This window comes from Chitinivorax tropicus, assembly GCF_014202905.1.
GTDB lineage: Bacteria > Pseudomonadota > Gammaproteobacteria > Burkholderiales > SCOH01 > Chitinivorax > Chitinivorax tropicus.
On sequence record NZ_JACHHY010000020.1, the window covers coordinates 47,648 to 74,373 of the forward strand.

The 26,726-nt window shown below is 53.9% G+C and carries 20 protein-coding genes; 14 read left to right on the forward strand and 6 right to left on the reverse strand.

Annotated features, from left to right (window positions below; all coding sequences use genetic code 11):
- Nucleotides 1-15 precede the first annotated feature (15 nt).
- Both mfd and HNQ59_RS15080 read right to left on the reverse strand, forming a co-directional pair.
- The gene (mfd, locus tag HNQ59_RS15075; RefSeq protein ID WP_184041202.1) at nt 16-3,423 is read right to left on the reverse strand and encodes a transcription-repair coupling factor; all 3,408 of its coding nucleotides are present in this window, start codon (nt 3,421-3,423) and stop codon (nt 16-18) included.
- A 109-nt stretch (nt 3,424-3,532) separates the two neighbouring features.
- Nucleotides 3,533-4,186: a C40 family peptidase gene (locus HNQ59_RS15080; RefSeq protein WP_246491022.1), complete on the reverse strand. Its 654-nt coding sequence runs from the start codon at nt 4,184-4,186 to the stop codon at nt 3,533-3,535.
- A gap of 249 nt (nt 4,187-4,435) precedes the next feature.
- Between HNQ59_RS15080 and HNQ59_RS15085 the strand changes: the two genes are divergently transcribed.
- The 9 genes from HNQ59_RS15085 (at nt 4,436) to HNQ59_RS15125 (ending at nt 14,165) form a co-directional block, all read left to right on the forward strand.
- Complete coding sequence (locus HNQ59_RS15085) at nt 4,436-6,115, forward strand: ABC1 kinase family protein (protein WP_184041204.1); 1,680 nt, start codon at nt 4,436-4,438, stop codon at nt 6,113-6,115.
- A gap of 112 nt (nt 6,116-6,227) precedes the next feature.
- Nucleotides 6,228-6,668 (forward strand): type IV pilin protein, encoded by a 441-nt coding sequence (locus HNQ59_RS15090; RefSeq protein WP_184041206.1) that lies wholly within the window; start codon nt 6,228-6,230, stop codon nt 6,666-6,668.
- The gene (locus HNQ59_RS15095) at nt 6,638-7,177 is read left to right on the forward strand and encodes a GspH/FimT family pseudopilin (protein ID WP_184041208.1); all 540 of its coding nucleotides are present in this window, start codon (nt 6,638-6,640) and stop codon (nt 7,175-7,177) included. The genes HNQ59_RS15090 and HNQ59_RS15095 overlap by 31 nt, the downstream gene beginning before the upstream one ends.
- Entirely contained in the window at nt 7,171-7,593 is a 423-nt protein-coding gene (locus tag HNQ59_RS15100) for a type IV pilus modification PilV family protein (RefSeq protein WP_184041210.1), read from the forward strand. The genes HNQ59_RS15095 and HNQ59_RS15100 overlap by 7 nt, the downstream gene beginning before the upstream one ends.
- The gene (locus tag HNQ59_RS15105) at nt 7,593-8,708 is read left to right on the forward strand and encodes a PilW family protein (RefSeq protein WP_184041212.1); all 1,116 of its coding nucleotides are present in this window, start codon (nt 7,593-7,595) and stop codon (nt 8,706-8,708) included. The genes HNQ59_RS15100 and HNQ59_RS15105 overlap by 1 nt, the downstream gene beginning before the upstream one ends.
- A complete protein-coding gene (locus HNQ59_RS15110) occupies nt 8,705-9,376 on the forward strand; it encodes a pilus assembly PilX family protein (RefSeq protein WP_184041214.1) in 672 nt (223 codons plus the stop codon). The genes HNQ59_RS15105 and HNQ59_RS15110 overlap by 4 nt, the downstream gene beginning before the upstream one ends.
- 56 nt (nt 9,377-9,432) lie before the next feature.
- A complete protein-coding gene (locus HNQ59_RS19940; protein ID WP_184041216.1) occupies nt 9,433-12,504 on the forward strand; it encodes a PilC/PilY family type IV pilus protein in 3,072 nt (1,023 codons plus the stop codon).
- A 201-nt stretch (nt 12,505-12,705) separates the two neighbouring features.
- Entirely contained in the window at nt 12,706-13,593 is an 888-nt protein-coding gene (gene cysM, locus HNQ59_RS15120) for a cysteine synthase CysM (RefSeq protein WP_184041218.1), read from the forward strand.
- A 299-nt stretch (nt 13,594-13,892) separates the two neighbouring features.
- Nucleotides 13,893-14,165 carry a SemiSWEET transporter gene (locus HNQ59_RS15125; protein WP_184041220.1) on the forward strand — a complete coding sequence of 91 codons (273 nt, stop codon included), beginning with the start codon at nt 13,893-13,895 and terminating at the stop codon, nt 14,163-14,165.
- A 142-nt stretch (nt 14,166-14,307) separates the two neighbouring features.
- Here the strand turns inward: HNQ59_RS15125 and HNQ59_RS15130 are convergent, their stop codons facing one another.
- From HNQ59_RS15130 to HNQ59_RS15140, 3 genes are read right to left on the reverse strand one after another with little or no spacing between them, the layout of a single operon-like run.
- A complete protein-coding gene (locus HNQ59_RS15130) occupies nt 14,308-15,588 on the reverse strand; it encodes an amino acid deaminase/aldolase (RefSeq protein WP_246491023.1) in 1,281 nt (426 codons plus the stop codon).
- 18 nt (nt 15,589-15,606) lie between these two features.
- On the reverse strand, nt 15,607-17,607 hold the full coding sequence (locus HNQ59_RS15135) for an aldehyde dehydrogenase family protein (protein WP_246491024.1): 2,001 nt from the start codon (nt 17,605-17,607) through the stop codon (nt 15,607-15,609).
- Between the two features lies 1 nt (nt 17,608).
- The gene (locus HNQ59_RS15140; protein ID WP_184041222.1) at nt 17,609-19,009 is read right to left on the reverse strand and encodes a GMC family oxidoreductase N-terminal domain-containing protein; all 1,401 of its coding nucleotides are present in this window, start codon (nt 19,007-19,009) and stop codon (nt 17,609-17,611) included.
- Between the two features lie 208 nt (nt 19,010-19,217).
- On the opposite strand from HNQ59_RS15140, the gene HNQ59_RS15145 reads away from it, so the two are divergent.
- From HNQ59_RS15145 to mcrC, 5 genes are all read left to right on the forward strand, one after another.
- Nucleotides 19,218-20,633: an OmpP1/FadL family transporter gene (locus HNQ59_RS15145; RefSeq protein WP_184041224.1), complete on the forward strand. Its 1,416-nt coding sequence runs from the start codon at nt 19,218-19,220 to the stop codon at nt 20,631-20,633.
- A gap of 187 nt (nt 20,634-20,820) precedes the next feature.
- Nucleotides 20,821-21,444, forward strand: a complete 624-nt coding sequence (locus tag HNQ59_RS15150; RefSeq protein ID WP_184041226.1) for a TetR family transcriptional regulator — start codon at nt 20,821-20,823, stop codon at nt 21,442-21,444.
- A 131-nt stretch (nt 21,445-21,575) separates the two neighbouring features.
- Nucleotides 21,576-21,884, forward strand: a complete 309-nt coding sequence (locus tag HNQ59_RS15155) for a hypothetical protein (RefSeq protein WP_184041228.1) — start codon at nt 21,576-21,578, stop codon at nt 21,882-21,884.
- Nucleotides 21,885-22,090: 206 nt separating this feature from the next.
- A complete protein-coding gene (locus HNQ59_RS15160; RefSeq protein WP_184041230.1) occupies nt 22,091-24,331 on the forward strand; it encodes an McrB family protein in 2,241 nt (746 codons plus the stop codon).
- A complete protein-coding gene (mcrC, locus tag HNQ59_RS15165) occupies nt 24,331-25,452 on the forward strand; it encodes a 5-methylcytosine-specific restriction endonuclease system specificity protein McrC (RefSeq protein ID WP_184041265.1) in 1,122 nt (373 codons plus the stop codon). Before HNQ59_RS15160 ends, mcrC begins: the two co-directional genes overlap by 1 nt.
- A 139-nt stretch (nt 25,453-25,591) precedes the next feature.
- Here mcrC and HNQ59_RS15170 read toward each other — a convergent pair whose 3' ends face one another.
- Nucleotides 25,592-26,317 carry a PEP-CTERM sorting domain-containing protein gene (locus HNQ59_RS15170; RefSeq protein ID WP_184041232.1) on the reverse strand — a complete coding sequence of 242 codons (726 nt, stop codon included), beginning with the start codon at nt 26,315-26,317 and terminating at the stop codon, nt 25,592-25,594.
- Between the last annotated feature and the right edge of the window lie 409 nt (nt 26,318-26,726).

A 26,726-nucleotide genomic window follows, 5' to 3' on the forward strand; every position in this document is an offset into this window, starting at 1 on the left:
CAACAATCCTTGAAATCAGGCCAGCGCCTTGAAGAAATCTTTGATCAGTCTGATCCGTGGCGCCAGCTCCGGCAGTTTGGCCTCGATTTTGAGCTTTTCCGGCCCGGCCAGCTTGTATTGGCGATTGCTTTGGATCAGCTGAATGATCTTCATCGGATCGATCGGCGGATTGGGGGTGAATTGCACGTGGATGGTCTGCTCGGTTGCGTCGATCTGTTTGATGCCCAACGGTTTGCCTGCCAGGCGTAAGCGGTGGCATTCCAGTAAGGTCTTGGCGGGCTCGGGGGGCAGGCCAAAGCGATCGATCAGCTCCTGATGCATTTCATCCAGCTCTTCAGCGGTGTCGCAATTGGCCAGCCGCTTGTAGATGACCAGCCGCTCGTGCACATCGGGGCAGTAATCATTAGGTAGCAGGGTGGGGGCGTGCAGGTTGATCTCGGTGGTGACGCCAAGGGGCTGGTTCAAGTCGGGTTCGATCCCCTTCTTCAGTGCCTTGACAGCTTCGTTCAGCATGGCGCTATAGAGGTTGAAGCCGATCTCCTGCATCTCGCCAGATTGTGAGTCGCCCAAGACCTCGCCCGCGCCGCGAATCTCCAGGTCGTGCATGGCCAGATAAAAGCCTGATCCCAGCTCCTCCATCATCTGGATGGCTTCCAGGCGCTTCTTGGCCTGGGCGGTGACGGCAGATTCGTCCAGGGTCAGCAGGTAAGCATATGCCTGGTGGTGCGAGCGGCCTACCCGGCCCCGCAGTTGGTGCAGCTGGGCCAGCCCGAAACGATCAGCGCGATTGATGACGATGGTGTTGGCATTGGGGATGTCGATGCCGGTTTCCACAATGGTGGTGCACAACAGGATGTTGAAACGCTGTGCATGGAAGTCACGCATGACGGCTTCCAGCTCACGTTCGCGAAGCTGGCCGTGAGCAATGCCGATGCGCGCCTCAGGCAGCAGCTTCTCCAGCTTCTCCCGCATGTTCTCGATGGTTTCGACTTCATTGTGCAGGAAGAACACCTGGCCGCCACGCTTGAGCTCGCGCAATACTGCTTCACGAATGATGCCATCGTCAGTGCGGGATACGAAGGTCTTGATGGCCAGCCGTTTCTGTGGGGCGGTGGCGATCACCGAGAAATCACGGATGCCCTCCAGCGACATGGCCAATGTGCGGGGTATCGGGGTGGCGGTCAGCGTCAGCACATCGACCTCGGCGCGTAGTGCTTTCAGTTGCTCTTTGTGGCGCACACCAAAGCGGTGTTCCTCGTCGATGATCACCAGGCCGAGATTCTTGAATTGCACATCGGGCTGCACCAGTTTGTGGGTGCCGATTACGATGTCGATGGCGCCTTCTGCCAAGCCTTTCAGGGCAGCGTTGACTTCCTTGCCGGTGCGAAAACGCGATAGCTCGGCAATCTTGACAGGCCAATCGGCAAAGCGGTCACTGAAATTCTGGAAATGCTGCTCAGCCAGCAAGGTGGTTGGCACCAATACGGCTACCTGTTTGCCGCCCATTACTGCCACAAAGGCCGCACGCAATGCCACCTCAGTCTTGCCAAACCCGACATCGCCACACACCAGGCGATCCATTGGCTGGCCGCTGATCATGTCTTTGATGACTGCGGTGATGGCTGCCAGCTGATCCGGCGTTTCCTCAAAGCCAAAGCTGTCGGCAAAGGCTTGATAGTCGTGCTCGTCCAGCTCGAATGCATGGCCTTCACGGGCTGCGCGCTGAGCGTATAGATTCAGTAACTCGGCGGCGGTGTCCCGCACCTGCTGGGCAGCCTTGCGCTTGGCCTTTTCCCATTGCCCACTCCCGAGTTTGTGCAGAGGGGCATCCTCCTGCGCTGCGCCACTGTAGCGGCTGATCACATACAGATGTGAAACAGGTACGTACAGCTTGTCGCTACCGGCATATTCCAGCAGCAGGAATTCATCCTCACCATTGCCGAGATCCAGGTTGACCAAGCCCATATAGCGACCGATACCATGTTGCTCGTGCACGACTGGATCACCGATCTTGACTTCGGACAGGTCCCGCAACAAGGTGTCTGAGGCAGGTTTGCGGCTTTGGCGGCTTTCCCGGCTGCGTGCCACGTGTGCATACAGCTCGGATTCTGTGATGAGAGCAGTGCCATCGCCCAGAATGAAGCCGGTCTGCACTGGGCCGACAGCCAGGCAAAATGGCTGTTTCGCAGCAAGAAATGCAGACCAGTCCTCCAGTAGGGTAGGCTTAAGGCCATATTCGGCCAGATAGCCGGCCATGGTTTCACGACGACCCAGTGATTCCGCCAGGATCAGAACCCGTCCATCGTGGCTGTGTAGAAAGTCTTCCAGCCTGCTCAATGGGTTATCAGCACGACGATCGACCTGAATGGCAGGTAATGGTTGGCTGAGTGCACTCTCTGCTGGTGCGTCTGGCTTCACTTCCAGCCTTGCGTATGGCTTCAGTGCGGCAAACAGTTCATCGACACTTTGAAATAGCCGCTGCGGTGGCAGTAAAGGCCGTTGGCGGTCGCCCGCCAGCAAATTGTAGCGAGACTGGGTATCCTGCCAGAATCGCTCCGCAGCGCGGTGGACATCATGATGGGCCACCACAGTGATGGTATCTGGCAGGTAGTCGAACAGTGTCGCGGTGTGTTCAAAGAACAGTGGCAGGTAATATTCGATACCTGCAGGAGACATACCATTGCCAATGTCTTTATAGAGCTGTGAACGAGATGGATCGCCCTCAAACTGCTCCCGGAAATGGCGGCGGAATGTTGTCCTGCCTTGCTCATCCAGCGGGAATTCGCGGGCGGGCAGCAGGCGTACCTCTTTGACAGGATAGATACTGCGCTGGGTGTCTACGTCAAAGGTGCGGATGGTTTCGATTTCGTCATCGAACAGGTCCAGCCGATAGGGTAAGGTAGAGCCCATCGGGAACAGGTCGATCAGGCCGCCTCGCACACTGTATTCACCGGGGCTGTAGACCTGAGTGACATGCTGGTAGCCAGCCAGCGTCATCTGGCCACGCAGTTGGTCAAGATCGATTTTTTCCTTGGTTTTCAGAAAAAAAGTATGCGCAGCCAGAAACTCGACGGGGGGCAGCCGCTGCATGGCGGTGCCTGTTGGCACGATCAGGACGTCGAATGCACCTTGTCTTACCTGCCACAACGTGGCCAGCCGCTCTGAAATCAGGTCTTGGTGGGGCGAGAAATGGTCGTATGGCAGCGTTTCCCAGTCTGGCAACAACAGCACCTGCTTGTCAGGCGAGAAGAATCGCAGCTCATCCAACAGCCTTAGTGCATGCTGACTGGTTTCTGTCAGAATCAGGGTGGGCGCCGCCTGCAGCGCCTGCAATTGGGCCAGATACCAAGCATCCGAGCTGCCCGCCAGCAAGGGCGCAGCGCTACGAAGACCGGGTTTCAGCGAAGGAGCTTGAAAACGCATCGACGTACAAACCATTCACGGGAAACCGCGAATTATACCAGCCAGCCATGAAACAGCGCAGCGTGGTTGTAGGCTCGTAGGGGCGTTTCCCCCAAGAGCGCATGCCGCGCTACTTGGTTGCCCGGTCTTTGTCGACGTCTTTGTCTTTCTCGCCTTTGTTGTTTTTGGCATCCACCGCCAGCTTGTCGATGTCAGCCTGCTGTAGGCGACGTGCGCCGTTGAAACGTTCCCGCCAGTATTTTTCTTTGATATTGACGACCTGCACGCCGCCGCCGGAGCTGGGTGCATGGATGAACCGGTCATCACCGAGATAGATGCCCACATGGGAGAATTTACGTTTCAATGTGTTGAAAAAGACCAGATCGCCCGGCTTCAGCTCCTCTTGGTCGATGTTTTCCCCAAGTTTGCTGATGGCCATGGCGTTATGTGGTAACGCCATCTGCAGCGATTTTCCAAAAACATATCGAACCAATCCGGAACAATCCAGCCCGGTTTCCGGCGATTTCCCGCCAAATTTATAGGTAACGCCCATCAAGGCCAATGCCTGAAGGACAAGATCCTGTGTCTTGATATCCGTAGCGGCGGGCTTGGCGGCATTGCTGCCATCCGCTGATTTACTGGTCTCCAGTTTGGGTTTGGGCTTGCCGGTTTCAGCGCTTGCTGATGCGCTGGTGGCAGCGCTGGGCTCCGAGGTGGGCTCTGCATGTACCGGCATGATCAGGGCGCCGAAAAATAGCGCCAACAAGATAGGCAGACTTTTCATAAGGTCGAACTCTACCCCATGCTAGGCGCTTGTGCCATACATCCCGTATGTTTCATGGGCCAATTCAACCAGGCACCACATCATTTTCAGAGGTGAATTCATCCGGATGTTGCGTGGTAGTAGATGTGAGTACGATATATATGCATGCCGCTGTGCCATTGCTCGTGATGTGAGCACAAGCTGTATGGCAGGCTGTGCCTTCCCGTATGATGTTGGCTATATTCCAACCGATAACAATCAGGTATTAGCATGCTCAGGGAAACCTTCAGCGTCTTGCGCGACCTGCCGCGCGTACGTGAAATCAGTGCTGTATTTGTCCGCAACGGTTTGGGCGATCTTGTCCATCGGCTGGGCATTCCGGCCATGTTCGAGCGGGCGGGCCAGATTCTGCATGTGCCAGTGGAGCCCGGCGATGAACCCATCCCAGCGCCGGTACGTGTTCGGCTGGCATTTGAGGCATTAGGCCCCACCTTCGTCAAGCTGGGGCAGGTTTTGGCAACGCGGGTGGATGTATTTCCACAGGATTGGATCACCGAATTTGAGAAGCTGCAGACCAATGTCCCCGGCATCCCGTTCGAGCAGTTGGAGGCTGATCTGCAGAAAGCCATCGGTATGCCGCTGGATCAAGTATTCCGCCAGCTTGATCGAACCCCTATCGGCGCGGCTTCCATTGCGCAGGTCCATCGGGCAACCTTATTCACCGGTGAGGAGGTCATCCTCAAGATCCGACGGCCAGGCATCATTTCCAAAATAGAAGCCGATCTTCGGATTCTGCATCATATCGCTGCCTTGGTGGAGTTCGAATGGCCCGATTTGAGGCGCTATCACCCTGTATCCATCGTCGAGCAATTTTCCCGATCCTTGCACCGCGAGCTTGATCTCAGTGTCGAGGCGCGTAATGTGGATCGATTCCGCCGCAATTTCGAATGCGACCCTCGGATCGTCGTACCTGGCATCCATTGGGAGTGGACAAGCGAGATCGTCAATGTCCAGGAATACATTGATGGCATACCGGGCAACGAGCTGAAAAGAGTCGATCAGTCTGGGCTGGATCGCAAGGAACTAGCTGCAATTGGCGCCGATGCCGTGCTGAAGATGATACTGATCGATGGCTATTTCCACGCCGATCCCCACCCTGGCAACGTGTTTTATCTGGAAGGGGGACGAATCGCTTTCATCGATTTCGGCATGGTTGGGCGCTTGCCGCATTACCGACGCGATCAGATCGTTGATCTGCTGGCGGCATTGGCCAATCGGGATGAGCAAGGCATCTTGGACGTCATCTTGGACTGGAGTGGTGATGTGGTCATTGACGAGGAGAAGCTGGCCGCCGATATCGCCGATTTCATCTTCGACTATGAGTATCTGCCGTTGAAAGACATCCGGATCGGTGCCTTGTTGAACCATATGATCAGTATCATGCGCGAACACACCATCGCATTGCCGCCCGATCTGACTTTACTGTTCAAGGCGTTGATCACGCTGGAGGGATTGGGCCGGCAGCTGGACCCGGAATTCGAGATGGTCGCGCATATGACCCCTTTCGTGCGAGAGGTGGTCATCGATCGTTATCGACCTTCCAGTCTGCTCCGGCGGATCAAGCACGAAGCCGCAGACACACTCAAGCTGCTATCGAGCGCACCGCGTGACATTGGCAAACTACTGAAGGAGATCCGCCGAGGAAAGGTCAAGATCGATTTCGATCTCAAACGTCTCGACCACTTTGGTATCCAGCTCAATCGTGCGGCCAACCGCTTGACACTTGGCATTGTGACCGGATGCTTGATCATTGCCTCCGCCATCGTGATGACAGTGCCCTCTGGCCCCCGCCTGTGGGGGATGTCCATGTTTGGCTTCATGGGCTTTTTTATCGCATTTCTCAACAGTATCTGGATCATTTTCTCAATCTGGCGATCCGCCAAGGATTGATCAGAAAAAACAAGCCGTTTGACGTATGAAACAATACGCTTATCGCACATGGGTTGTCTTGCCCCTGCACGCGAAATACCATCAGACTTAACCAAAGTTAGGAGAAATCGATATGCATTTTCGAAACCAAGGCTTCACATTGATCGAGCTGATGATTGCCGTGGCTATTATCGCCATTCTCTCTGCTATCGCAGTGCCCAGTTACACCGACTACGTCAGGCGAGGCAAGCTTGTCGAAGCCCACTCCATGCTTGCCGATTTCCGGGTGAAAATGGAAGTCTACTATCAGGACAACCGTAGCTACGCCAATGGCGCTGCTTGCGGCTATTCCGTGTCGAATGGCAAGTCATTTTCCGTTGGCTGCGTTCCGTCCAATAATGGTCAATCATATATCGCTACCGCAAGCAATCTGGCATCTAAGGGGCTGGGTGGTGCGGGGGATTTCGAATTTACCGTAAATGAGAAAAACGAACAGGCTACCACCAAATTTTACGGTGCCCCACCTAGCCCCGCAGCAGCCTGTTGGCTGACCAAGAAGGGCGCAACATGTTAACCCGGGATCGTGGCTTCACGATTCTGGAGCTGATGATCACGATCGCCATCGTATCCATCGTGACCATGATCGCCCTGCCCGAAGCGTCCGTATGGCTGGCAAATTCGAAGACCAGAACCATTGCGGAAGGCTATATGAATGGTCTGCAAATCGCTCGTAATGAGGCGATTAAGCGAAATATCCCCATCCAGTTTGAAATTCAAAATACTGGGGGGTGGACTGTTTCAGTGGTCAGTACGAATGAAGTGGTACAGAAAAGTGTGACCGGTACATCTGCATCCATTAAGTTCAGCGTAATAGCCAAAGATAACAAAACGAAGGTGATTTATAACGGCCTGGGCGCATTGGTTGATTCTGGAAACGCCATTCAGGAACTTGATTTTTCACCAACGTCGATTTCCACTGGGAAATCGACTCCGGTTCGGGTGGTTATCTCCAATCCCAGTGGTTCTGTGAAAATGTGCTTGCCATCATCCGCCTTGCCAACTGGAGATCCTCGTAAATGTTAACCCAATTTTCAAATTCAATGCCGAAATATCAGCATGGTGCCATGCTGCTGGAGGGGTTGATTGCCATTTTGATTTTCTCATTTGGCTTGCTGGCAATTGTTGGATTGCAAGGGCAGGCAGTGCGAGATGTTTCAGATGCTCGTGGCCGTATTGATGCTACTTATGTAATGAATCGGATTGTTGGTGAGCTTTGGTTGAAAGATCCTAAGAATCTGAAAGATCAAAATACAGATTACGATGATGCATCAACTGATATTGGTAAATTAGCCATTTCACTTCCAAATGGCAAAGCAAATGTTAAGGTTAGCAATAAGATTGTCACAGTGACATTAACTTGGAAGCCTCCGGCGGCAAAAGATCCTAACAAGCTTGTAACGGTAACAGCTGTCAACGAAGCATTGAAATCGGGGGCGTGATGAGTAATCTAATCCAATCTACTATCCCATCAAAACAGCATGGTTTTGGGTTAATGGAGGTACTAATTGCATTAATTTTAGGACTCTTGACTACCCTTGTGATTAGCCAAGTTACTGGAGCTTTTGAGGGCCAGAAGCGGTCCACCATGTCTGGCGGGGATGCGCAAACAACAGGCGCTACAGCATTGTATTTCATTGAACGAGACATGCGGAATGCAGGTTATGGTTTTGCCATTCCTGCCGTAATGGGTTGCGATATCAAGGGTAATTACAATGGAACCGCATTCAACTGGAAGTTGGCGCCTGTTCAAATAACAGATGGATCGGCAACTGGGTCAAGTAGCCTTGATGAGCTGACCATATTTGGGAGTAGCCGGGCCGAGTTTAGTTTACCCATGACGGCTAAGGGTGAAGTAGTGCCAAATGGGCTCGTGAAAGTTGATTCAGCCTTTGGTGTTACAAATAATGATCTTTTGGTCGTATGGGGTGCGGCAAGACCAAATTGTACTTTGATTCAGGCGACTAAGGTTTGCGATTCCAATGCGATTGCAAAAGATGCAGCATGCAAAACTCTTCCGGCCAATCCATCTGGAAAGCCTGATTTCCATATTTTTCAAGATACGGCCAGTAAGTGGAATGCATCTGTGAGCCAAGCCTTTCCGGCAGGAAATTTCCTAAGGGGCGCGGTGCTTTTTAATCTTGGGAGTATTCAGCGTATTACCTATAAGGTAAATAATTCCTCCTTGCTTAGAAGTGAATATGATTCATCGACGAATACGAATGTAGACCGGGTCATCATGGATCATGTTGTGAACCTGCAAGCACGATATGGGTTTGATACCAACGGGGATGGTGTCATCGATAATTGGAGTGTGAGTACTCCAAGTTCTGCGGCGATATGGCAGACACTCGGTGCCATCCGAATTGTGGTTGTGGCGCGTAGTAATCAATACGAGCAGAAGGTCGTTACAGGCATGGCCCCTTTGTCTCCCTGGCCAACATGGTCAGATGGAGCTGCAATCGATGTGAATTTTGATGCTGATGCTGAGCATTATAGGTATCGGACATTTGAAACGGTAATTCCCTTGCGGAATCGGATATGGGGGCTCCCATGAATCGCAATTTTCGTTTTAGTAAGCATAAACAGCGTGGTGTAGTGCTTTTTTTTGCCCTAATCGCCTTGATTGCAATTACGCTAGCAGCGCTGAGTTTAATGCGCAGTCGAGATAACGCTGTGGTTATTGCAGGTAATCTTGCCTTTCGACAGGCAGCTGTGGCCGGCGCGGATTTGGCATTGGAAAAGGCGCGAGACTGGATTATGGCTAATGCCGTTGATGATATTGGTACGGGGTTGAATACCAGTAAGCCTGATAGTGGTTATTATTCTAGTGCTGTCATTGACTTGGGGGGGGGGCAGCTGACCAAGCTTTTGGATGTGACGGCAAGTATTACGCCTAGCCAGTCTGCTGATAATGTCAATTGGGATGGTAAAGGGACAGGTTTGAAAGCCTTTGCTGTTCCCCAGGATGCATATGCACAAGCTGTCAGTCAAAACTATGCATATATTATTCGGCGCTTGTGCAATAAGGAAAATTTACCTGTACAAGGTCTCGGTCAGGAGTGTGCTGTTTATTCCACAAAGGGTTCCTCTGATTCTAAAACAGATCAGAGTCAGGGTAATATGAATTTATCTGGTAGTATTTCTGGATACTATCAGGTCACTGTTCGGGTAACAGGTCCAAAAAATACAGTTAGCTATGTGCAAACCGTCATAATGCTTTGATTTCGGAATAAATACCGCCTGTCGAACTGGGTGAAATAGGTTAAGGAGTCGTTATTGTGAAGCTAAGTGAAAATTTCAAAATAGCTTATTTGTCATTGGCGGTATCTATGATTGGTGGAAGTGCTGTTGCAGCTGTTGTACTTCCAGATAAGCCTATCTTCGATCCGCAGCAACCGAAGCCAAATATATTTTTCATTTTGGATGATTCGGGAAGTATGGCGTCCGATTTTATGCCGGATGATATAGGAGGGCTTACTAATTTCGTCAAATCTAATGTGCAATGTAATTCCATTGCATTTGACCCAAATTTTAAATATGTTGATTTTATTCCTGTTAAAGTTGATGGTACAAAATATGCAATTCCAAATTTTAATGCAGCGCCTATAGATGGATATAATCCTTTAAGCTCAACAATGAATCTGGCTGGTCAGATGTATGCGGTCAGAAAAGATGGAAATACCACGGCGACTAATTGTTTGCGCGCTGATTCGTATGATGGTGTGGTGATTGATAATTCCTCTAGTCAGGATGTGAAAAATAACTATGCTGTTTGGTTTTCCTTTTATAGGACTCGGATGTCCATGATGAAATCCAGCGTTGGTTTGGCATTCGATAAATTGGATGAAAATCAACGGGTTGGATTTAGTACGATTCGGTATTTGGCTAGCTCTGGTGCTGATTTAAACGAAAGAAATACTGGATTCCTCGGCCTGAGAGAGTTTGGTGAAAAATCTGTGGGTTATGGCAGCGCACCTGGCGACTTCCGAAAGGAATGGTTTAAGCGATTATACCAGAGTGTGCCAGGGGGAGGGACGCCACTCAGAGTTTCCTTGGAAAAAATCGGTAAAATGTATGCTGGGCAAATTATTCCTAGCTCAGGTGATCCTTTGCCTCAAAAGCAATGGTGTAGGCGTAATTATACTATTCTGTCAACAGATGGTCTTTGGAATAGTGATAATGTCAGCTATGACACAGATAGTAACGCACCAAGACCATTGAAGGATGATAATAGACAGGCAAATACTTTGGCAGATGTTGCCTATTATTACTACATAAATGATTTACGCCCGGGCACTGCTTATCCAAATTCATTGAGTGAAAGTCAGAGCGACCCTGCTAAGCATCAGCATATGGTAACTTTTACAATTGGCTTAGGGGTAAATGGCTTATTAAAATTTGTTCCAGACTATAAAACCAATACAAATGCTGCTGTCAGTGATTATGTTGGCCTTCAAAATGGTACCAAATCTTGGCCGAAGGTTATCGAAAATGGCATTTCTACGGTTGATGATCTTTGGCATGCTGCGGTGAATGGCTATGGGCAATATTTTAGTGCGAAAAAGCCAAGCGATATTGTAGATGGACTAAGTCAAGCTTTACGGAATATCAACAATCCAAGTCGGGCTGGTTCCGGCATAAGCTTTCCTTCTCCTGATCTAACTTCTGGCAGGACGGATGTATATGTTGGTGGCTATGTTCCAGGCTGGTGGTCAGGAGAGGTTTCAAGGCTTGAGGTTGATCCGGCAACGGGAATAGTGGGCACGGTGCCAACTTGGAAGGCTTCGGAGAAGTTCGGTTTGTATACAGATCGTAAAATTTATACCTATGATCCGACTAAGAGCTTGGATAAAAAACGATTGTTTCAGTGGAGTAACCTAACTCCAGCAGAGCAGGATTTTTTCAAGGTAAGCAGCCTTTCCCAGTGTCAAGGTGCAACAGCTTACCCTGCATGTAAAGACCCTCAGAACAATGGAGAAGATTTAGTTGACTTTCTGCGGGGCGATAAGAAGCTGCAGAACAGCGGAGATACTGCCACTCTTTTTAGGGAGCGGCAGCATATGCTGGGTGATATCGTAGGTTCTCGCCCTATTTATTTAAAAGAGTCATTGTTTGCTTATACGGGGGGGGCGTTTGCAAATCGAGAGCCTAGGGTAATTGTAGGTGCAAATGATGGTATGCTCCATGCTTTTGACGCTTCTGATGATAAGACTAAATGGGGTAAGGAGATTTGGGCTTATGTACCAGGGCTTGTCCTGAAAGATATGTACAAGTTGGCTGATGTAAATTATCAACATCAATTTTATGCGGATGGTGAGCCAACAATTGTTGATTTTTTTGATTCTAGCTGGAAGACCCTTCTGGTGTCTGGTTTGAACAAGGGTGGGAAAGGCTACTATGCTATTGATATCTCTGATGCAAACGATCCTAAACCGTTGTGGGAATATACCGATTCAGAGATGGGATACACATACGGTCGCCCCATTGTGACAAAATTGAGTAATGATCAATGGGTTGTGATCTTTACATCTGGCTATAATGCAACAGCAGATAAGCTTGTTGTCTTGGATGCAAAGAGTGGAAGTGTGGTAAAAACCATTAAAACCGGGTCGGCTGCAGGGTTGGCTAAGATTTCAGCTTGGATTGATGATTTTGATGCTGATAATAAGGCTAAGTTTGTCTACGGCGGTGATCTGAATGGCGTGATGTGGCGTTTTGATTTGGATTCTGGTGCGGCAAGTAAATTAATTGATCTTGGTCCTGGTCAGCCTATTACTGCTAAGCCAGAGCTTGCGGAGGTAAATGGAAAGCGTGTTGTTTATTTTGGAAGCGGACAAATACTAACGACAAATGATTTGTTGGTTACTGCCAATAAATATGGCTTGTATGGCGTTGCGGATAAGGATGCTACTGCTTCAATAAGTGATTTGGAATCAATGGTTGTTGATGCCAGCACAGGAAAAGTAACCGGCAATCCTTTGGATTGGGTGGTGAAGAGTGGCTTTGTTGCACGATTGCCAAATGGTGGTGAGCGTTCCAATATTGATCCAAAAATTGCTGCTGGGAAGGTGGTTTATTGGACCAATACGCCTACCGACTTTGAGGCGGAATCTTGTAGTGGAAATGGTGTGACTCGTCTATATGTCTTGGATTTCAAGAAGGGTACGGGAAGCACCACAACTGTTGCTGAGGAGCTTTCGGTTGGTGGTACGATTGTTATGACATCAACAGGGAAATTGAAAGATATATCAAGAAGACCCTCTGGATCAACTGATACGGTTGACGGTGGTGAGCCTATGAGCGGTGGTAAAGGTCGTCGCGTAACTTGGCGCGAGGTTGTTTCTCAGTAGGTAAAATTTTCATCAATGAAAAGCCCAGTGTTGTTCTGCTGGGCTTTTACTTTTTGTTGTAGAAATCTTAACAGATGCGTTGCTGTGTAATATGGAGCCGGGCATTTTACTTGCTAGGCCGCCTATGCTGTAATGCGAAACTGGTTTTCTGACGCGGTCTCAAGCGCCTTGGCTTTGTGAATTGTTTTATGTGATGGTGTTATGTACAAATATCTTGAAGAGTTTGTTGGCAATACGCCGTTGGTGAGGTTGAAGCGTTTGCCTGGCGATACTACCAACGTCATTTTGGTCAAGCTGGAGGGGAATAATCCTGCGGGCTCGGTCAAGGATCGGCCAGCTTTGTCGATGATCCGGCATGCTGAGGCGAGAGGGCAGATCAGGCCTGGGGATACTTTGATCGAGGCGACCAGTGGGAATACCGGTATTGCGTTGGCCATGGCTGCGGCGATGATGGGTTATCGCATGGTGTTGATCATGCCGGAGCACCTGTCGATTGAGCGTCGTCAGGCCATGCGGGCATATGGGGCGGAGTTGATCCTGGTATCCAAAGCAAGTGGGATGGAAGGCGCACGCGATTTGGCTGTGCAAATGGTGCAGGAAGGGAAAGGTCTGATGCTGGATCAGTTTGCCAATCCTGATAATCCTTTGGCCCACTACGAGGGGACGGGGCCTGAGATCTGGCGTGATACGCAAGGGCAGATTACTCATTTTGTCAGTAGCATGGGAACAACTGGCACTATCATGGGAACCGGGCGTTTTTTGAAGGAAAAAAACGCTACGGTGCAAATCGTTGGGGTGCAGCCTTGTGATGGCGCGCAGATTCCAGGCATCAGGAAATGGCCTGCTGAATACGTACCTGCTATTTGTGATTGGCGGCAGATCGATCAGGTGATGGAGGTAACACAGGAGGAGGCGGAAGACATGACCCGTAGACTGGCTTGCGAGGAGGGAATTTTTGCAGGCGTGTCTTCAGGTGGTGCTCTGGCGGCGGCGTTGCGTCTGTCTGAGCAACTTCAGAATGCGACGATTGTCTCGATTGTATGTGATCGCGGTGATCGTTATCTTTCAACGGGCATCTTCCCGGCCTGAGCTGCTGCTGGCGCGACTGATTCAACCTCTGGTGATTTTGCTTGTGTCATGGGGTGCTGTTTGTGAAATGACCATGTAATGGTCAGTCGATGTCTGGTAATGCCTTGCATTCTTGGTATCACGGCGTGTCAATGTGATGCGTCTGCTATCAGCTGGCCAGCAGGTGCTGGCCTGGTAAGCACATTGAGGCGTTGTAGATACGGTTGATTGCTGTTGTCGAGGCTGTGTCAACACGGCCATCATCTTTATATGGCGCCTGGTGGCGCCATTGCTTTGTCAGTGACTGGGGTGAGTGGGAAATGAGTGTATTGGCGGAATGGCTGGGGATGTTGGCTGCGGTATGCACTACTGGGGCGTTTGTACCGCAGGTGCTGCATGTCTGGCGGCGAAAATCAGCCCAAGATATCTCATTTGGTATGTATTTCATCTTGGTGGTTGGGATTGTGTTGTGGTTGATTTACGGTATTTTGATCGTAGCCTGGCCAGTCATTTTGGCCAATGGTGCGACATTGATCCTGGCATTGGCGATTCTGGTGATGAAGGTTCGATATGATCGTGTACCGAAGCGGTAATCGTATTGGACGGTGTTCAGACAATGGGCCTGACCCGAACGGCAATGATGACCAGCGAACTGCCTGTGATGGTTTCGGCTGGAAATGTCCCTTTATGAATTAATCTGGCCATCCAACTGACCATTCCCTATTCGTTTGCCCATCACTCAAAGCATTGTCCTTCGCCGCGATAGGTGGGCCACTCATCTACGATCTGCCCTTGGCGCACAACAAGCAGGGTATTGAAGCGCTCGCACAACTCACCTGCTTTGGCGTGGCGGAAGATGGCTGGGTCGCCGGGCTTGAGTGCGGCGGCGGTTTTGCCGAATAAGGGGGTCTGCACTTCGCCTGCGCCTTCGTTCGGGTGATATTGCAATCCCTCGGGGGAGTAGGGTTGCGGAAGTTTGTGAGCACTCACTGAGCCAGAGGCAATATAGCCGCCACCTAGGCAGGTGATCGATTCAGCATGTTGCTTGCGGGCGACTTCCAGGGCAAAGAATAGCGCAGGGGTGTGTCGGAATGTCTGGTAGTGGTCAAACAACGCCGGTTGATAGAATCCCGATCCGATGGCGACATCGGTGATGTGGGGCTCAAGGATGGTGCTTTCCACGCTGCCTGTGCCGCCGCCATTGACAAATCGCAGCTCGGCCCCCGATTGCTGCAGTGCCGCGATCATTGCGGCCCGTCGTGTGGCAATCTTGGGGATTGCCCAGCGTTTCAATGCTCGGATCAGCTGGTTCTCCAGGTTTTTGCCTGGGGTATTATCCCCGACGCCAGCAATCTGTGCTTCGTATCCCATGGCCCCATCCAACCGTAAGGATGGAAAGCGGGGGAGTGATCGGAAGAGCGCCTGTACTTTATCTGGACTGTCCAGCGGGGAGCGGAATACGCCAAAGCGTAAGCCTGGCAGGTTGAAAGAGAGATCCAGGTCAAAGGCGATGGGTAGGGTGCACCGCTGTGCTGCGGCCAGGTGCTGCAATGCCGACAATTGCGCCTCATCATCGGCCATCAGTGTGATGCGTGCGCCTTGTTTCACCGCCAGGCAAACCTTTTGGATGCCATCGGTGTTGATTGTCGGGTAGGCGACGAGTAAATCGTCGAAGCCCTGGCTGGCCAACCAGGCAGCTTCTTCGGCGCTGTAACACAGCAAGCCCTGCAAGGGGACACCGGACTGTTGGATATGGCGGATGACCGACGTGCAACGAATGGATTTGGTAGCGATGCGGATCGGCTTGCCATTTGCACGGCGGGCCAGTGCTTGGATGTTTTGATCCAGCGCATCCAGATCGAGAATGGCGGCGGGGAGCCGTTGACCCCGTAGCAGTACCTGCCAGGCGGTGTATGCGCGTTGTGCCATGACCGTCTGGCAGGCTGTATCCGTGTCCGCGCGAGCTGCCTTGTGCTGGGGTGCCATGACCTGTTCTTGCAGGGTATTGGTACTCATCTTGCGTCCTGCAATGGGTTATCGCTGGTCGGGGTGGCGCCACAACTTGGCGGCCAAGCTCTCAATGCCTAGGCCGGCTTTTGCAAACCGAATCAAATTCAGCAACCCTTGGCTGTACAGGCCAGTAGTCAGCTGCTCGAACAGCCGATACTTGGTTGGGGTGTATGGATACCAATTGGCTTCGATCTTGCTGCTCATCTTCTCCTGCATGACCGATTTCATATTGCAGAATTGATGTAACCCGTAACGCCCCTTGAATCGCCCAATCCCCGAGTCGCGTGTGCCGCCAAACGGAAGGTGGTGATTGCCCTCGGTCACCATGACATTGTTGATGGACACGTTGCCCGTGATCAGCGCGCGAGCCACTCGCTCAGCCCTGGCCAAATCTTTACTCCAAACAGAAGCGGACAAGCCAAAACTGGAGTCGTTGGCCAATGCGATGGCCTCTTGTTCATCTTTGAAACGGAAGATAGGAATCACTGGGCCAAAGATCTCCTCTTGATTGATCCGCATGGCGTGGGTAGTGCCTTCCAGAATGATGGGCGGGATGGATCGGCTCTGGCCATCCCACTGATTGCCGGTCAGGCGCTTGGCGCCGTGCCGCTCTGCATCCTCGACCAGCTCACGGACAATGGCGGTCTGCCGGTCGCTGATCATGGGGCCCATGTCGTCTCCTGCTTCGGTGCCAACCCGGATCTGCATGGCGCGCTCGACCAGCTTGGCTTTGAACTGATCGTAAATCCGGTCATGGATGTATAGCCGCTCGACCGATGTGCAAGACTGACCGCTGTTGGTCAGCCCGCCCCACAATGCGCCCGCCACCGATCGCTCCAGATCGGCATCCTCGAACACCAGCATCGGGTCTTTGCCACCCAGCTCCAGCTCGACTGGCGTCAATTGTGCGGCAGCTTTGACGGCGATTTTCCGGCCCGTTGAAACCGAGCCGGTGAAAAAGATCTTATCTGGTTTGCCCTCTACCAATTGGTTGCCCACCTGGCCATCGCCATATACCACCTGTACCCAGTCTGGCTGAAAGCCTGCCTGCAGCAACAGGCTCTCGATCAAGCCGGTGAGTGGGGTGAGTTCAGATGGCTTGAAAAGAGTGGCGTTGCCAGTCACGAATGAGATGGCAATCGGGTCCATGGCCTGGGTAAACGGATAGTTCCAAGGTGCGACGACCAGCACCGTGCCCAGTGGCTCATAACAGATGCGGGAATGCTTGCCCATCATTGAGATGGAGGTTGGCACCTTTTCATCGGCCAGCAGCTTTTCTGCGTTCTTGAGCAGAAAATCCAGCCCGTCGCATACGGTGAATATCTCACCTACCAAGGCATCAAATTTGCACTTGCCGCTTTCTTTCACCACCTGCTGCACAATGTCTTCGCGACGTTCGAGCAGGATTGTCTTCAGGCGTGCGATGTAGGCCAGCCGTTCCCGGACGGACAGCGCACGGATGGAGCGCTGGGCAGTGCGCGCGCGCCGATAGGCATCGGTGACCAGATTGCTTGCCTGAGCGGCTTTCAGCGGGTTGGCCAGATCGATTAACTCAGTCATGTCGTTATCTCCAGGAAGTTCGGTGCTGATTGCGGCATCCCACTGTATGGCTTCTCGAATCAGTGGCCCGCTGATAGGGTGGGTCATGCCGTAGTAGAGGCTGTAGCACAGGCCGGCCAGGCCGACATCCAATTGCCGAAGTAGCCCGAGCTGAGGATGCGTGCCCAGGCTGGCGCGATGGCCAAGCTTCAACAGTCTATCGAGCAGGGTGTCGGGCAGCCAATACAGCAGACTCAAGAGCTGCTTGAGATCGCGCAGGTCTTGTGGGTGCATGCCATGGGCAACCCGGTCGAATTCACTGCCTACGCCGGATGCCGAAAAATTGGGCATGCCTAACCCACCGGGGCAGAGCCGATCACCCACTCTGTTCAGTGCAGACAGCTGCTTTGAATTCAGAAAACGGCTGGTGCCTGTCGGTGTCATCAAGGTGTTGGTTTCGGTCAGGCTGGGGAGTGAGTTGCCCATGTCACGCGGCCTCCAGGATTGCCTGGGCTGCCATCCGGCCCAAGGCCATGATAGTCAGCGACGGGTTGATGCCCGGTGCGTTGGGGAACAGGCTGGAGTCGGCAACATGGATACGCTGACTGCCAAACAGCCTGAAATCATGACCCACGCAGCCAGCGCTGGCTTGCTCGGCCAGCCTGACACCGCCCATCAGATGCAGCCCGATCCCTAGGCGCCCATCCATGATCTGCTCCGCACCGGTGCGCTCGAAAATCTGATATACCGCAGCCTTGCCTGCGGCTGCACGTTGCTTGTCTTCATGATTCAGGGTCTTGTCGATCCGCGCCCGGCCATTTCGTTGCAGGCGGATCTGTCCGGGCTCGGTATCGCGAATTGCTACCTCAATGCTGGCAAGGTGGGTGATGTTCTGCATCATGGCTTGATGTGCCACGCCATGCTGGGGTAGCAGCAATGCCGTGCCAATAGGGGGGGCAAAGACGTTTTCCAGCTTGAATCCTTGCTTGCGAAAATGTGGGTCGGCTGACTTATAGGACTGCAATGGCCCTCGCTGTGCATTCACAGGCTCGCGGTAGCGTGCGAAATACATGTACTGAGGGTGGCTGTAGAAATGTCGCCCCAGCATCGGCAGCCGCTCGCCAAACCCGGCGCGCAGCAGCAGCGTGGTGGTGCCAATGGCGTTGGCGGCCAGGATCAGGCGCTGGCCGTGGAAATGAATGACCGAGCCATTGGCATGCCGGCATGCAAGCGTCACACCCTGTGTGGATTCCTCGATATGCATCACCTCGCAGCTATGGATAAGCTGACAGCCTGCCTTGAGTGCCCGTTTCAGCGAGGTCAGCGGCGTGCTTTGCTTGCTGTCCAGTCGGCAGCCATACAGGCATTCAATGCAATCGTTACCCGCCTCATGATGGCAGCCACTCTGGGCGCGGGTGAGCGGGGCGTAGTGAAATCCACATTGCTCGAAACCCGCCTTGAAGATGTCGGCATTGCGGTTGGCGAATGCAACGGGCACCGTCTGCACGGACAAAGCTGATTTGGCAGCGGCATACCATGGCTGCATGGCAGCGAGCGAAAAGGCGGGAAAGCCGCTCGCCGCTCGCCAGCTATCCAGCGCATCATCATCAAATTCGTCCAGCAAGGCCTGATTCACGATCGAACCGCCACCGACGACCTTGGGGCGGAGCAAGGCCAGCGTCGCATCGCTATTCAGCTCCAGCCCGCCGTGCCAGAAGAGTTGGGTGTTGCCATCCAGCTCACAACGTGGATAGGTTCGGCGTGAAAAGTAATGGCCAGCCTCGATGACCAGGCATTTCAGGCCGGCCTCGGAGAGCTGCGCAGCAACATTGGAGCCGCCGATGCCTGCGCCCACGACGATAGCATCGTACTGATTTGCATGTGACATGTCAGGAACTCAAGGTGCTTGATCTTGTCGATAATAACATTGTTTTTATTTGCTACAACTTATTGTTTGGTGTCATTCATGACATCGCACATCAGATTGTATGTCAATCAAAAAAACTTCTATATCAAATGTATGTGAAGAATTAATATAAACGTATCGAGCGTCTGTAACGTTGTTCGATTTAATAACAAAAATGAAGGAGAGATGGATGTCTATTAAAATAAAGTGCTTGTGTGGCTTGCTGATGGCATGGGGTGGCGCAGCAGCTGCTGCTGGCTTTGCCTTGCAAGAGCAATTCGCTGCAGATATTGGGCTGGGTTTCGCGCAGGGGGTGAATGCGACAGGCGCACTGGCGGCTGCGAATAACCCGGCAGGCATGGTGGCCCTCAAGGCAAAGCCCGAATGGATGCTGGCCGCCAGCCTGATCGACCTGCAAGCCCGGTTCCGCCCGGAATCCAGCACCACTCATCTGTTTGACCGGGCCACCGGGCAAGTAGGTGTCATCGATAACATCGCTGGCATGCCCGTTGGCGAGCTGCGTGATGTGGGTGGGTCGGATGGCGGTCAGGCGGGGGGGCGTGGGTTGCTGCCTGCGGTGGCCATGGCTTGGCCAGTAGCGCCGGACTGGGTAGCTGGTTTGTCCGTGACAGCTCCCTACGGCGCCGCAACAGACTTTGAAGATGGCTGGGTGGGCCGCTATACCGCACTCAAGACACAGATGAGTGCGATCAATCTGCACCCGAGCATCGCTTGGCGGGCAAATGATCAATGGTCTTTCGGGGCGGGGTTGAATGCCATACGGATGGATGCCGAAATCTCGAAAGCTACCGACTTTCGCTATGAGGCGGATATCGCAGGGGCATTGCTGAGTAATACCGTACCCGTGCTGGATGGCAAAGCCACCATGAAAGGCAAGGGCTGGGGTTATGGTGTGGATCTGGGCATGCAATATCGACCCACCCCTGACAGCCAGCTGGGCGTGGTCTGGCGCTCAGCGGTCACACCTAAGTTGACAGGGGATTATCGGGTCGATATACCGCCCCTGTATACGCAGCTGGCATCTGGCTTGGGCCTCTCGCTGGCATCGGAAGTGCAGCGTGCCGAAGCGAAAGTCAAGCTGCCAGCCAGCTTGGCGTTGTCCTGGCGGCAAGGGTTGGGCGCGACGACCTTGTTTGGCACCTATCGTCGAACCTTCTGGTCACGCTTTGATGAGCTGCGTATCCGTGTTGACAATACACCAGATCAAGTCCAGGTCGAAAAGTGGCGCGATGCTGACATGTTTGCCATTGGTGCGCAGTACCGCTATAGCGATGCCCTGGCGCTGAATGCCGGGCTGACACTGGATCGCACCCCTGTGCCCAGCGCCCAGTACCGGCACCCGAGCGTGCCCGATGCGGACCGTACTTGGTTGACCTGTGGGCTGACCTATCAAACAAACGGGTGGGGGCGGGTCGATGTCTCCTTTGCCTGGGCCAAGATGAAAAAGGGTAGGGTAGACTATACCGATACCGCATTTAATCGCGCCGACTACCCATTTTTCAATGCAGATCAGCATTTCCAGGTCAAAGGTGACTTTGACCTCGACATGAAAATGCTCGCAATCCAGTACAATACAACGTTCTGATCGGGTATCAGGCCATTCTGGCCAATAAGAAATATCGCTGCCTGATTGCACCAAATGGGTGCATCAGGACATCGTAAAGCAACGAAAATCTCTTTTTGGCGCCCTTGTGGTGCCATTTTTTTAATTCAAATGTCATTGTGCATGTAAAATGGAGGAAAATATTTGTCATGATCCGAGAGGCTGTAAAGTGACCATTGCCGAACGTAAGCTACGAGAACGTGAAATCCTCCGCGAGAAGATTCTGGATGCCACTCGCAATCTATACATGGAAAAGGGCTATGATGGATTGACCATGCGCGCCATTGCGGCGCGCATCGACTATTCAACCACCATCCTCTATTCCTTCTTCAAGGACAAAGACGCGCTGCTGCGAGCACTGACAGACGCTGATTTCGCCCTGTTGACCCGACAGCTTGCGGAGGGGGACGACGCAACCCTGGCCGCGACAGAGCGGCTGAAGCGGGTGGGGCGTCGCTTCATGCAATTCGCGATCGAGCGACCAGACCAATATCGGATGTTGTTTGTCGATCCGATCCCCCCTTATGCACCAGAAGAAGCGGGCAATGAGCGTGGTAACCCCACCCAGGACGCTTATGCCTTCGCCCACATGCTGGTGGAGCAGCTTCAACAGGAGAGCGCTGGCATGCAGATCAACCCGCATGCCGTGGTGCAGCTTTTCTGGGGCATGTTGCATGGCCTGATCGGTTTAAGGCTGTCGATGAAAGATGAGCCTTGGGTCGAGTGGCAGCCGCTCGACCAATTGGTCGAGTCAGGAATGGACGCCTTGCTATATGGTTTCATGCCTCGCTGATACGCGCTTGTCCGCAAAGGCTGGTGTGCGAAAAAAAGTGGGGTGGTAGCCTGCACTGGATTGGCCCGGGCTGGTCAAATACGATAAGAAACAGTTTGCACAGCATGGCTGATCGCCAAAGGAGCGAACGGATGCGTATCCCACCATTGCCCGTGGTCACCCAGCCACAGCAGTCCGGCTTGAGCGTCGCCGCAACGGCGTCGGTTTCACCCGCAGCACCCACTGCGCCGCGCACACTCCCCCCGTTGGTCTTCCGCCCCGCGACGGCACCCATCCCACCCTACCATCTGCCTGCCAAGCCACGGCCAGAGCGGCGTGCAGGACAGGATCGACGCCAACACTGCCGCCGTCATCAGCCCCTGCCGGTACTGCTCGATCCCCGACGCTGGGGGATCGCCGGCAACGTAGCCGACGATCAGATGATCCTGTCGATCATGTAGATGAGTGGGCTTAGCTGACGCCAGGAACCCTGGCAACACTCACAATGCCCGGATGTCGGCTGTATCCATGCCATGGGGCGGCGGCTACGGATTCCGAAGCTGGGTTACACTTCATTTGAAAAAGTGAGATGTTGGCAGTTGCCCGATGGCGCATTGCAACGGGTGGTGCCGTCATATAAAGGCATAAAGATAAAATGAGGAGAGAAATGACAGAGCAGACCAGCAGCCAGTCTTCCGGCACGACCTGGTTCGTCGGGGCCAGCTTTGGCCAAGCCGACGATCAAAGCGCCCGCTTCCTCGAAGAAGGCATCTGGGAGATCAACAGCCCCAGCCAGAAGGAGCAAGCCCTGGTGCGCTCCATGCGGCCTGGTGAGCGCATTGCCATCAAAGCTGCGTATGTGCGCAAGCAAGGTCTGCCCTTTGACAATCGCCAGCAGGCGGTGTCGGTCATGAGCATCAAGGCCATCGGCGTCATCACCGAAAACCCACAGGACGGTGAGCGCGTCAAGGTGCGGTGGCAGCCCGCCGTTGGGGTGCGCGAGTGGTACTTCTACACCTACCGCCCCACTATTTGGCGCGTCGTGCCCGGCGAATGGAGTGCAGACGCTCTGATCGCCTTTGCGTTTGACGGCAAGCCACAAGACATCGAGCGATTCTGTAACGCGCCGTACTGGATGGATCGCTTCGGCACCCTGAGTGCACCGTATTGGATCGATCGCCTCAGCACCCTGTTCCAGTGGGCGGACTTCTATGAGGCTGTCTCGAAGAAGTTGCTGGCCTACGCAGGCAACCGCACCCCGCTCATCCAGGGCATCCACCAGATTGCGCAGCGCGTTCAAGGCCTGGGCTATCTGCAAGACAAATTCCCAGATGGAAGCAGCGGCCCACTGCAGGACATCTGCCCGTTCACGGTGATGGGCATGTTCAACCGAGGCATGACGGACGCCAACCGCAAGCTGATTGCGGCAGAGCTGGCGAAGCTACTGGGCGTCACCGTGCCTGTGCCCGCGACGTTCGAGGGTATCCCCGTGCTGAACAACCAGCGCTCCTGGTTCTTCCGCTACGCTGACAAGCGAGGCGCCGGAGACATTGATGCCTTGTGGCGTGTCTTTGTGGCGGCGCAGGCGCTGGTTGAAGACGATGGGCCAGGCATTCGCGATGAGTTCATCGAGGCTTACGACGCTGCCACCCAGGTCTGGGGTGTGGCGTGGAATCTGTCCGCTGGCTTGTATTGGACTGCTCCGTGGGAATTCCCAACGTTGGACAGCCAGTCACGCCACTACATCCAGAAGCGTCTCGGCCTAGCGATTACCACGCCCGCCCCACAAGTGCCTTGTGATGCGGTCACGTATTTGCAACTGGCCGACGACTTGCGCACGCGGTTTGCGGAGGACGACTACCCAGTGCACAGCTTCCCGGAATTGTCGCTGGCATCGTGGCAGTTCAAGGATGCAACGCCCACCCCTCAGGAGGAGGATGCCACGCTCGACGTGCCCGACAATGACGCTGGCGACGAGGTTGAGGCCCTGGTCGTCCAGTCGCAGACGCCTATCGTTCCGTACACGCTCGACGACATCATTCGTGATGGTTGCTTCCTGAGTGAGCCGGAAATCGAGCTGATGCTGGATCGGCTGCGCACCAAGAAGAACCTGATCCTGCAGGGGCCTCCCGGCACCGGCAAGACCTGGCTGGCCAAACGCTTGGCTTTTGCCTTGATGGGGCAGAAGGACGAGAGCAAGGTCAGAGCTGTCCAGTTCCACCCAAATCTTTCATATGAAGACTTCGTGCGCGGCTGGCGGCCTACTGGCGAGGGCAAGCTGACGCTGGCTGATGGCGTCTTCATGGAGGTCATCACGGCGGCGAAAAAGGAGCCTGCAGCCAAATTCGTCGTCGTCATCGAGGAGATCAACCGAGGCAATCCGGCCCAGGTGTTCGGTGAATTGCTGACGCTGCTGGAGGCCGGCAAGCGCACCCCCAGCGAGGCGTTGGAGCTGTGCTACCCGGATGCGGACGGGGTGCGTCGGCCTGTTCACATTCCCGAGAACCTTCATGTGATCGGCACTATGAATATCGCGGATCGGTCGTTGGCATTGGTTGATCTGGCGTTACGGCGCCGCTTTGCATTTGCAGCCCTTGAGCCTCGCCTCGGGCCAGTCTGGCGGAACTGGGTCGTGTCAGCTTGCGGTGTGGATGAAATGCTCGCGTCAGACATCGAGCGACGCATGGCCGAGCTGAATGAGCAGATTGCAGCGGATGCGCGCTTGGGCAAGCAGTTCCGGATCGGTCATAGCTATGTCACGCCCGTGCATCGCTTGGAGCCTGGTCGTACTCAGATATGGTTCCAGCAGGTCGTGGAAACGGAGATCGGCCCTCTGCTGGAAGAGTATTGGTTTGATTCCTCTGAGGAGGCACGTCAAGCCACCGCACGGTTGCTGCAGGGCTGGTGATGGGTCTGATTGTGCCACCGGTTTCCGCTGAATCAGGCTTCACGACCGGATTCGTGGGGCGCATTCCTGTCCGAAACCTGTGGCTGTTGATGCTGTATGCGTCCGACCTGTTTCGGCCTGGCGGCATCGCCCATGTGGCGGTCGAAGAAAGCCCAGATGAGTTGCCCGACCTGGTGGCAGAACTTTTGGCCCATGCCGTTGAGACTCGGCTGCACCGTCAGCTGAGCCTGGGTTACCGATCTCGGGAAGAGTGGCTCAGCCGCGTTCGTGGGCGCATCGATGTGCTGACCACTGAGCGGCGCCAGTTGTTGGATCGCGGCTTGGTGGCCTGTCGCTATGAGGAACTCTCCATCGACACGCCACGCAATCGCTTTGTCCGAGCTGCGTTGGAGTCGGTTGCCCGCTTGGCCAAAAAGCCCACCATTGCCCATCGCTGTCGATCGCTTGCTGCTGCGATGAGGGCTCGGGGCGTCGCAGGCCAGCCACCGACCCGCGCCCAAATGAGCGCTGATCGCTTCGGGCGCCATGATGCGGATGACCAGTTCATGGTGGCCGCAGCCCGGCTTGCCTATGACCTGGCCCTGCCCACGGAATCCGCTGGTGGCAACTTGCTGGCGATGCCTGGCCGGGAGGAGGCTTGGGTTCGCCGGCTGTTTGAGCGCGCCGTTGGCGGCCTGTATGCCGTGGCGCTCAGTCCATTCGGGTGGCATGTTCGTTGCGGCGCCACGCTGCAGTGGCAAATCACATCCAAGACTAGCGGTATGGACAGCATCTTGCCCGCCATGCGGACCGATATGGTGCTCGACCATGCTGACTCGGGGCGGCGTATCGTGGTCGACACCAAGTTCACCTCCATCGTCACGGCGGGGTGGTATCGAGAGCAAAGCCTGCGTAGCGGTTACCTCTACCAGATGTATGCCTATCTCCAATCACAGGTCGGTTGCGGCGATCCGCTGGCAGATGCGGCAAGTGGCTTGTTGCTGCATCCCGCTGTGGGGCAAATGATCGATGAGACGGTCGTCATCCAGGGGCACCCGATCCGCTGTGCGACTGTAGACCTGACGGCGAAACCTGCCGAGATTCGTGCGCAGTTGCTGAGGTGTATTGAGGTGCAGCGCTGATGCGCTTGCGACCGCACCTCATGGGTAGCTGCCACCCCGCAAGTCGCTTGGTGGCGCGAGTCACCGGAACGGTTCGCCGCGACTGTTTATGAATCGGGCGGGCGGAGGGGTATCCCCCACCCGCTTTGTATCGATGGCACTATTGCTTGCGTTTACCCAAGAATCCCATCCCCAGCAGGGCAGGTATCAGCAGTGCAAGTGAGCCAGGCTCGGGTACCGTGCGGATGCGCAGTTGGAAAGCCAAGTGCTCATAAAGCTGATCTGACGGGCTGGTGAGGCTGCCATCGGTTGCATGGACGGCCAATACATTGGCATCCCCAAGTAGCAGCCGTGAGGTGACATCGTATCGGTAGATGTAATCAGGGCCGCGATCATTTCCTGTCCCGAAATCTGCCTCGGTGGCTACATGGGCGCCATTGAGCCAGAACTCGAAATCATCGTCCGCGACGATGCTCAATATAGCCTCGTATGGAAAGGCGCGACCGCTTAGCGCTGGCAGGCCGAAATCAAACCGGAAGAACGCCTCATTTACGCCATTTTTGCCATTGGATGTCGCAGCTGGATCGTGCCAGATATACCTTGCTTGAGTGTCCCGGGGTGGGTGCCCGAATGGAATCGGGTAGGTTGGACTCTGCGGGGCGGGCACCATGCGTGCGTTATCCCATCCCGTGTCATCAAATCCCCGCGCTTCCCAACCCGCTACAACCCCTGGGCCATGAGATTTGACTATGCTGGTTCCGCTGATGAAGCGATACTCAAACGGACTCGTTATCGGGGCGGCGCTGGCTTCTGCTGTGAATAAGCCAGAGAAAGCGAGCACCAGGGCTGCGACTATTTTGGTCGTGTGTTGAAGTGGTTTACACATGTCATGTTTCCTCTTGGATCAACAAAAGTTTTGAAAACAAGCTGCTGATGTCTGCCTGAAAACTGCCGAAAATCTTCGGCAAATTCAAAAAGGCAGCCCGAACAGGGCAATCCAACGAAAGTTGGCTCTGCTGTTTGAGTTGCTGCCGCAATTTCACATCATCTGCTGTGAATGGAGTGTCATTGTTGAGTTGGGAAACGTATCCAAGTGGTCAGGTCATCGATCTGCTGGCATAGCCGATTGCTCATCGACGCCAGCGTGTCGGGTTCGTTGCTGTGCGCTATGGCGGTGCGATTGCTGATACTGCGTGTCTGGATCAGAACTGGCGCCTATGGGGTGTAGGCGGTGAAACTGTCAAGGTGTGACAGTGAGGTGAACAGTGATTTTGGTTGCATGATTTCCTCCAGTT

Bases quoted from the DNA above. Each gene is read 5' to 3' on its own strand.
- mfd (WP_184041202.1), bottom strand. From the start codon at position 3,423: ATGCGTTTTCAAGCTCCTTCGCTGAAACCCGGTCTTCGTAGCGCTGCG.
- HNQ59_RS15080 (WP_246491022.1), bottom strand. From the start codon at position 4,186: ATGAAAAGTCTGCCTATCTTGTTGGCGCTATTTTTCGGCGCCCTGATC.
- HNQ59_RS15085 (WP_184041204.1), top strand. From the start codon at position 4,436: ATGCTCAGGGAAACCTTCAGCGTCTTGCGCGACCTGCCGCGCGTACGT.
- HNQ59_RS15090 (WP_184041206.1), top strand. From the start codon at position 6,228: ATGCATTTTCGAAACCAAGGCTTCACATTGATCGAGCTGATGATTGCC.
- HNQ59_RS15100 (WP_184041210.1), top strand. From the start codon at position 7,171: ATGTTAACCCAATTTTCAAATTCAATGCCGAAATATCAGCATGGTGCC.
- HNQ59_RS15105 (WP_184041212.1), top strand. From the start codon at position 7,593: ATGAGTAATCTAATCCAATCTACTATCCCATCAAAACAGCATGGTTTT.
- HNQ59_RS15110 (WP_184041214.1), top strand. From the start codon at position 8,705: ATGAATCGCAATTTTCGTTTTAGTAAGCATAAACAGCGTGGTGTAGTG.
- cysM (WP_184041218.1), top strand. From the start codon at position 12,706: ATGTACAAATATCTTGAAGAGTTTGTTGGCAATACGCCGTTGGTGAGG.
- HNQ59_RS15125 (WP_184041220.1), top strand. From the start codon at position 13,893: ATGAGTGTATTGGCGGAATGGCTGGGGATGTTGGCTGCGGTATGCACT.
- HNQ59_RS15130 (WP_246491023.1), bottom strand. From the start codon at position 15,588: ATGAGTACCAATACCCTGCAAGAACAGGTCATGGCACCCCAGCACAAG.
- HNQ59_RS15135 (WP_246491024.1), bottom strand. From the start codon at position 17,607: ATGGGCAACTCACTCCCCAGCCTGACCGAAACCAACACCTTGATGACA.
- HNQ59_RS15140 (WP_184041222.1), bottom strand. From the start codon at position 19,009: ATGTCACATGCAAATCAGTACGATGCTATCGTCGTGGGCGCAGGCATC.
- HNQ59_RS15145 (WP_184041224.1), top strand. From the start codon at position 19,218: ATGTCTATTAAAATAAAGTGCTTGTGTGGCTTGCTGATGGCATGGGGT.
- HNQ59_RS15155 (WP_184041228.1), top strand. From the start codon at position 21,576: ATGCGTATCCCACCATTGCCCGTGGTCACCCAGCCACAGCAGTCCGGC.
- HNQ59_RS15160 (WP_184041230.1), top strand. From the start codon at position 22,091: ATGACAGAGCAGACCAGCAGCCAGTCTTCCGGCACGACCTGGTTCGTC.
- mcrC (WP_184041265.1), top strand. From the start codon at position 24,331: ATGGGTCTGATTGTGCCACCGGTTTCCGCTGAATCAGGCTTCACGACC.
- HNQ59_RS15170 (WP_184041232.1), bottom strand. From the start codon at position 26,317: ATGTGTAAACCACTTCAACACACGACCAAAATAGTCGCAGCCCTGGTG.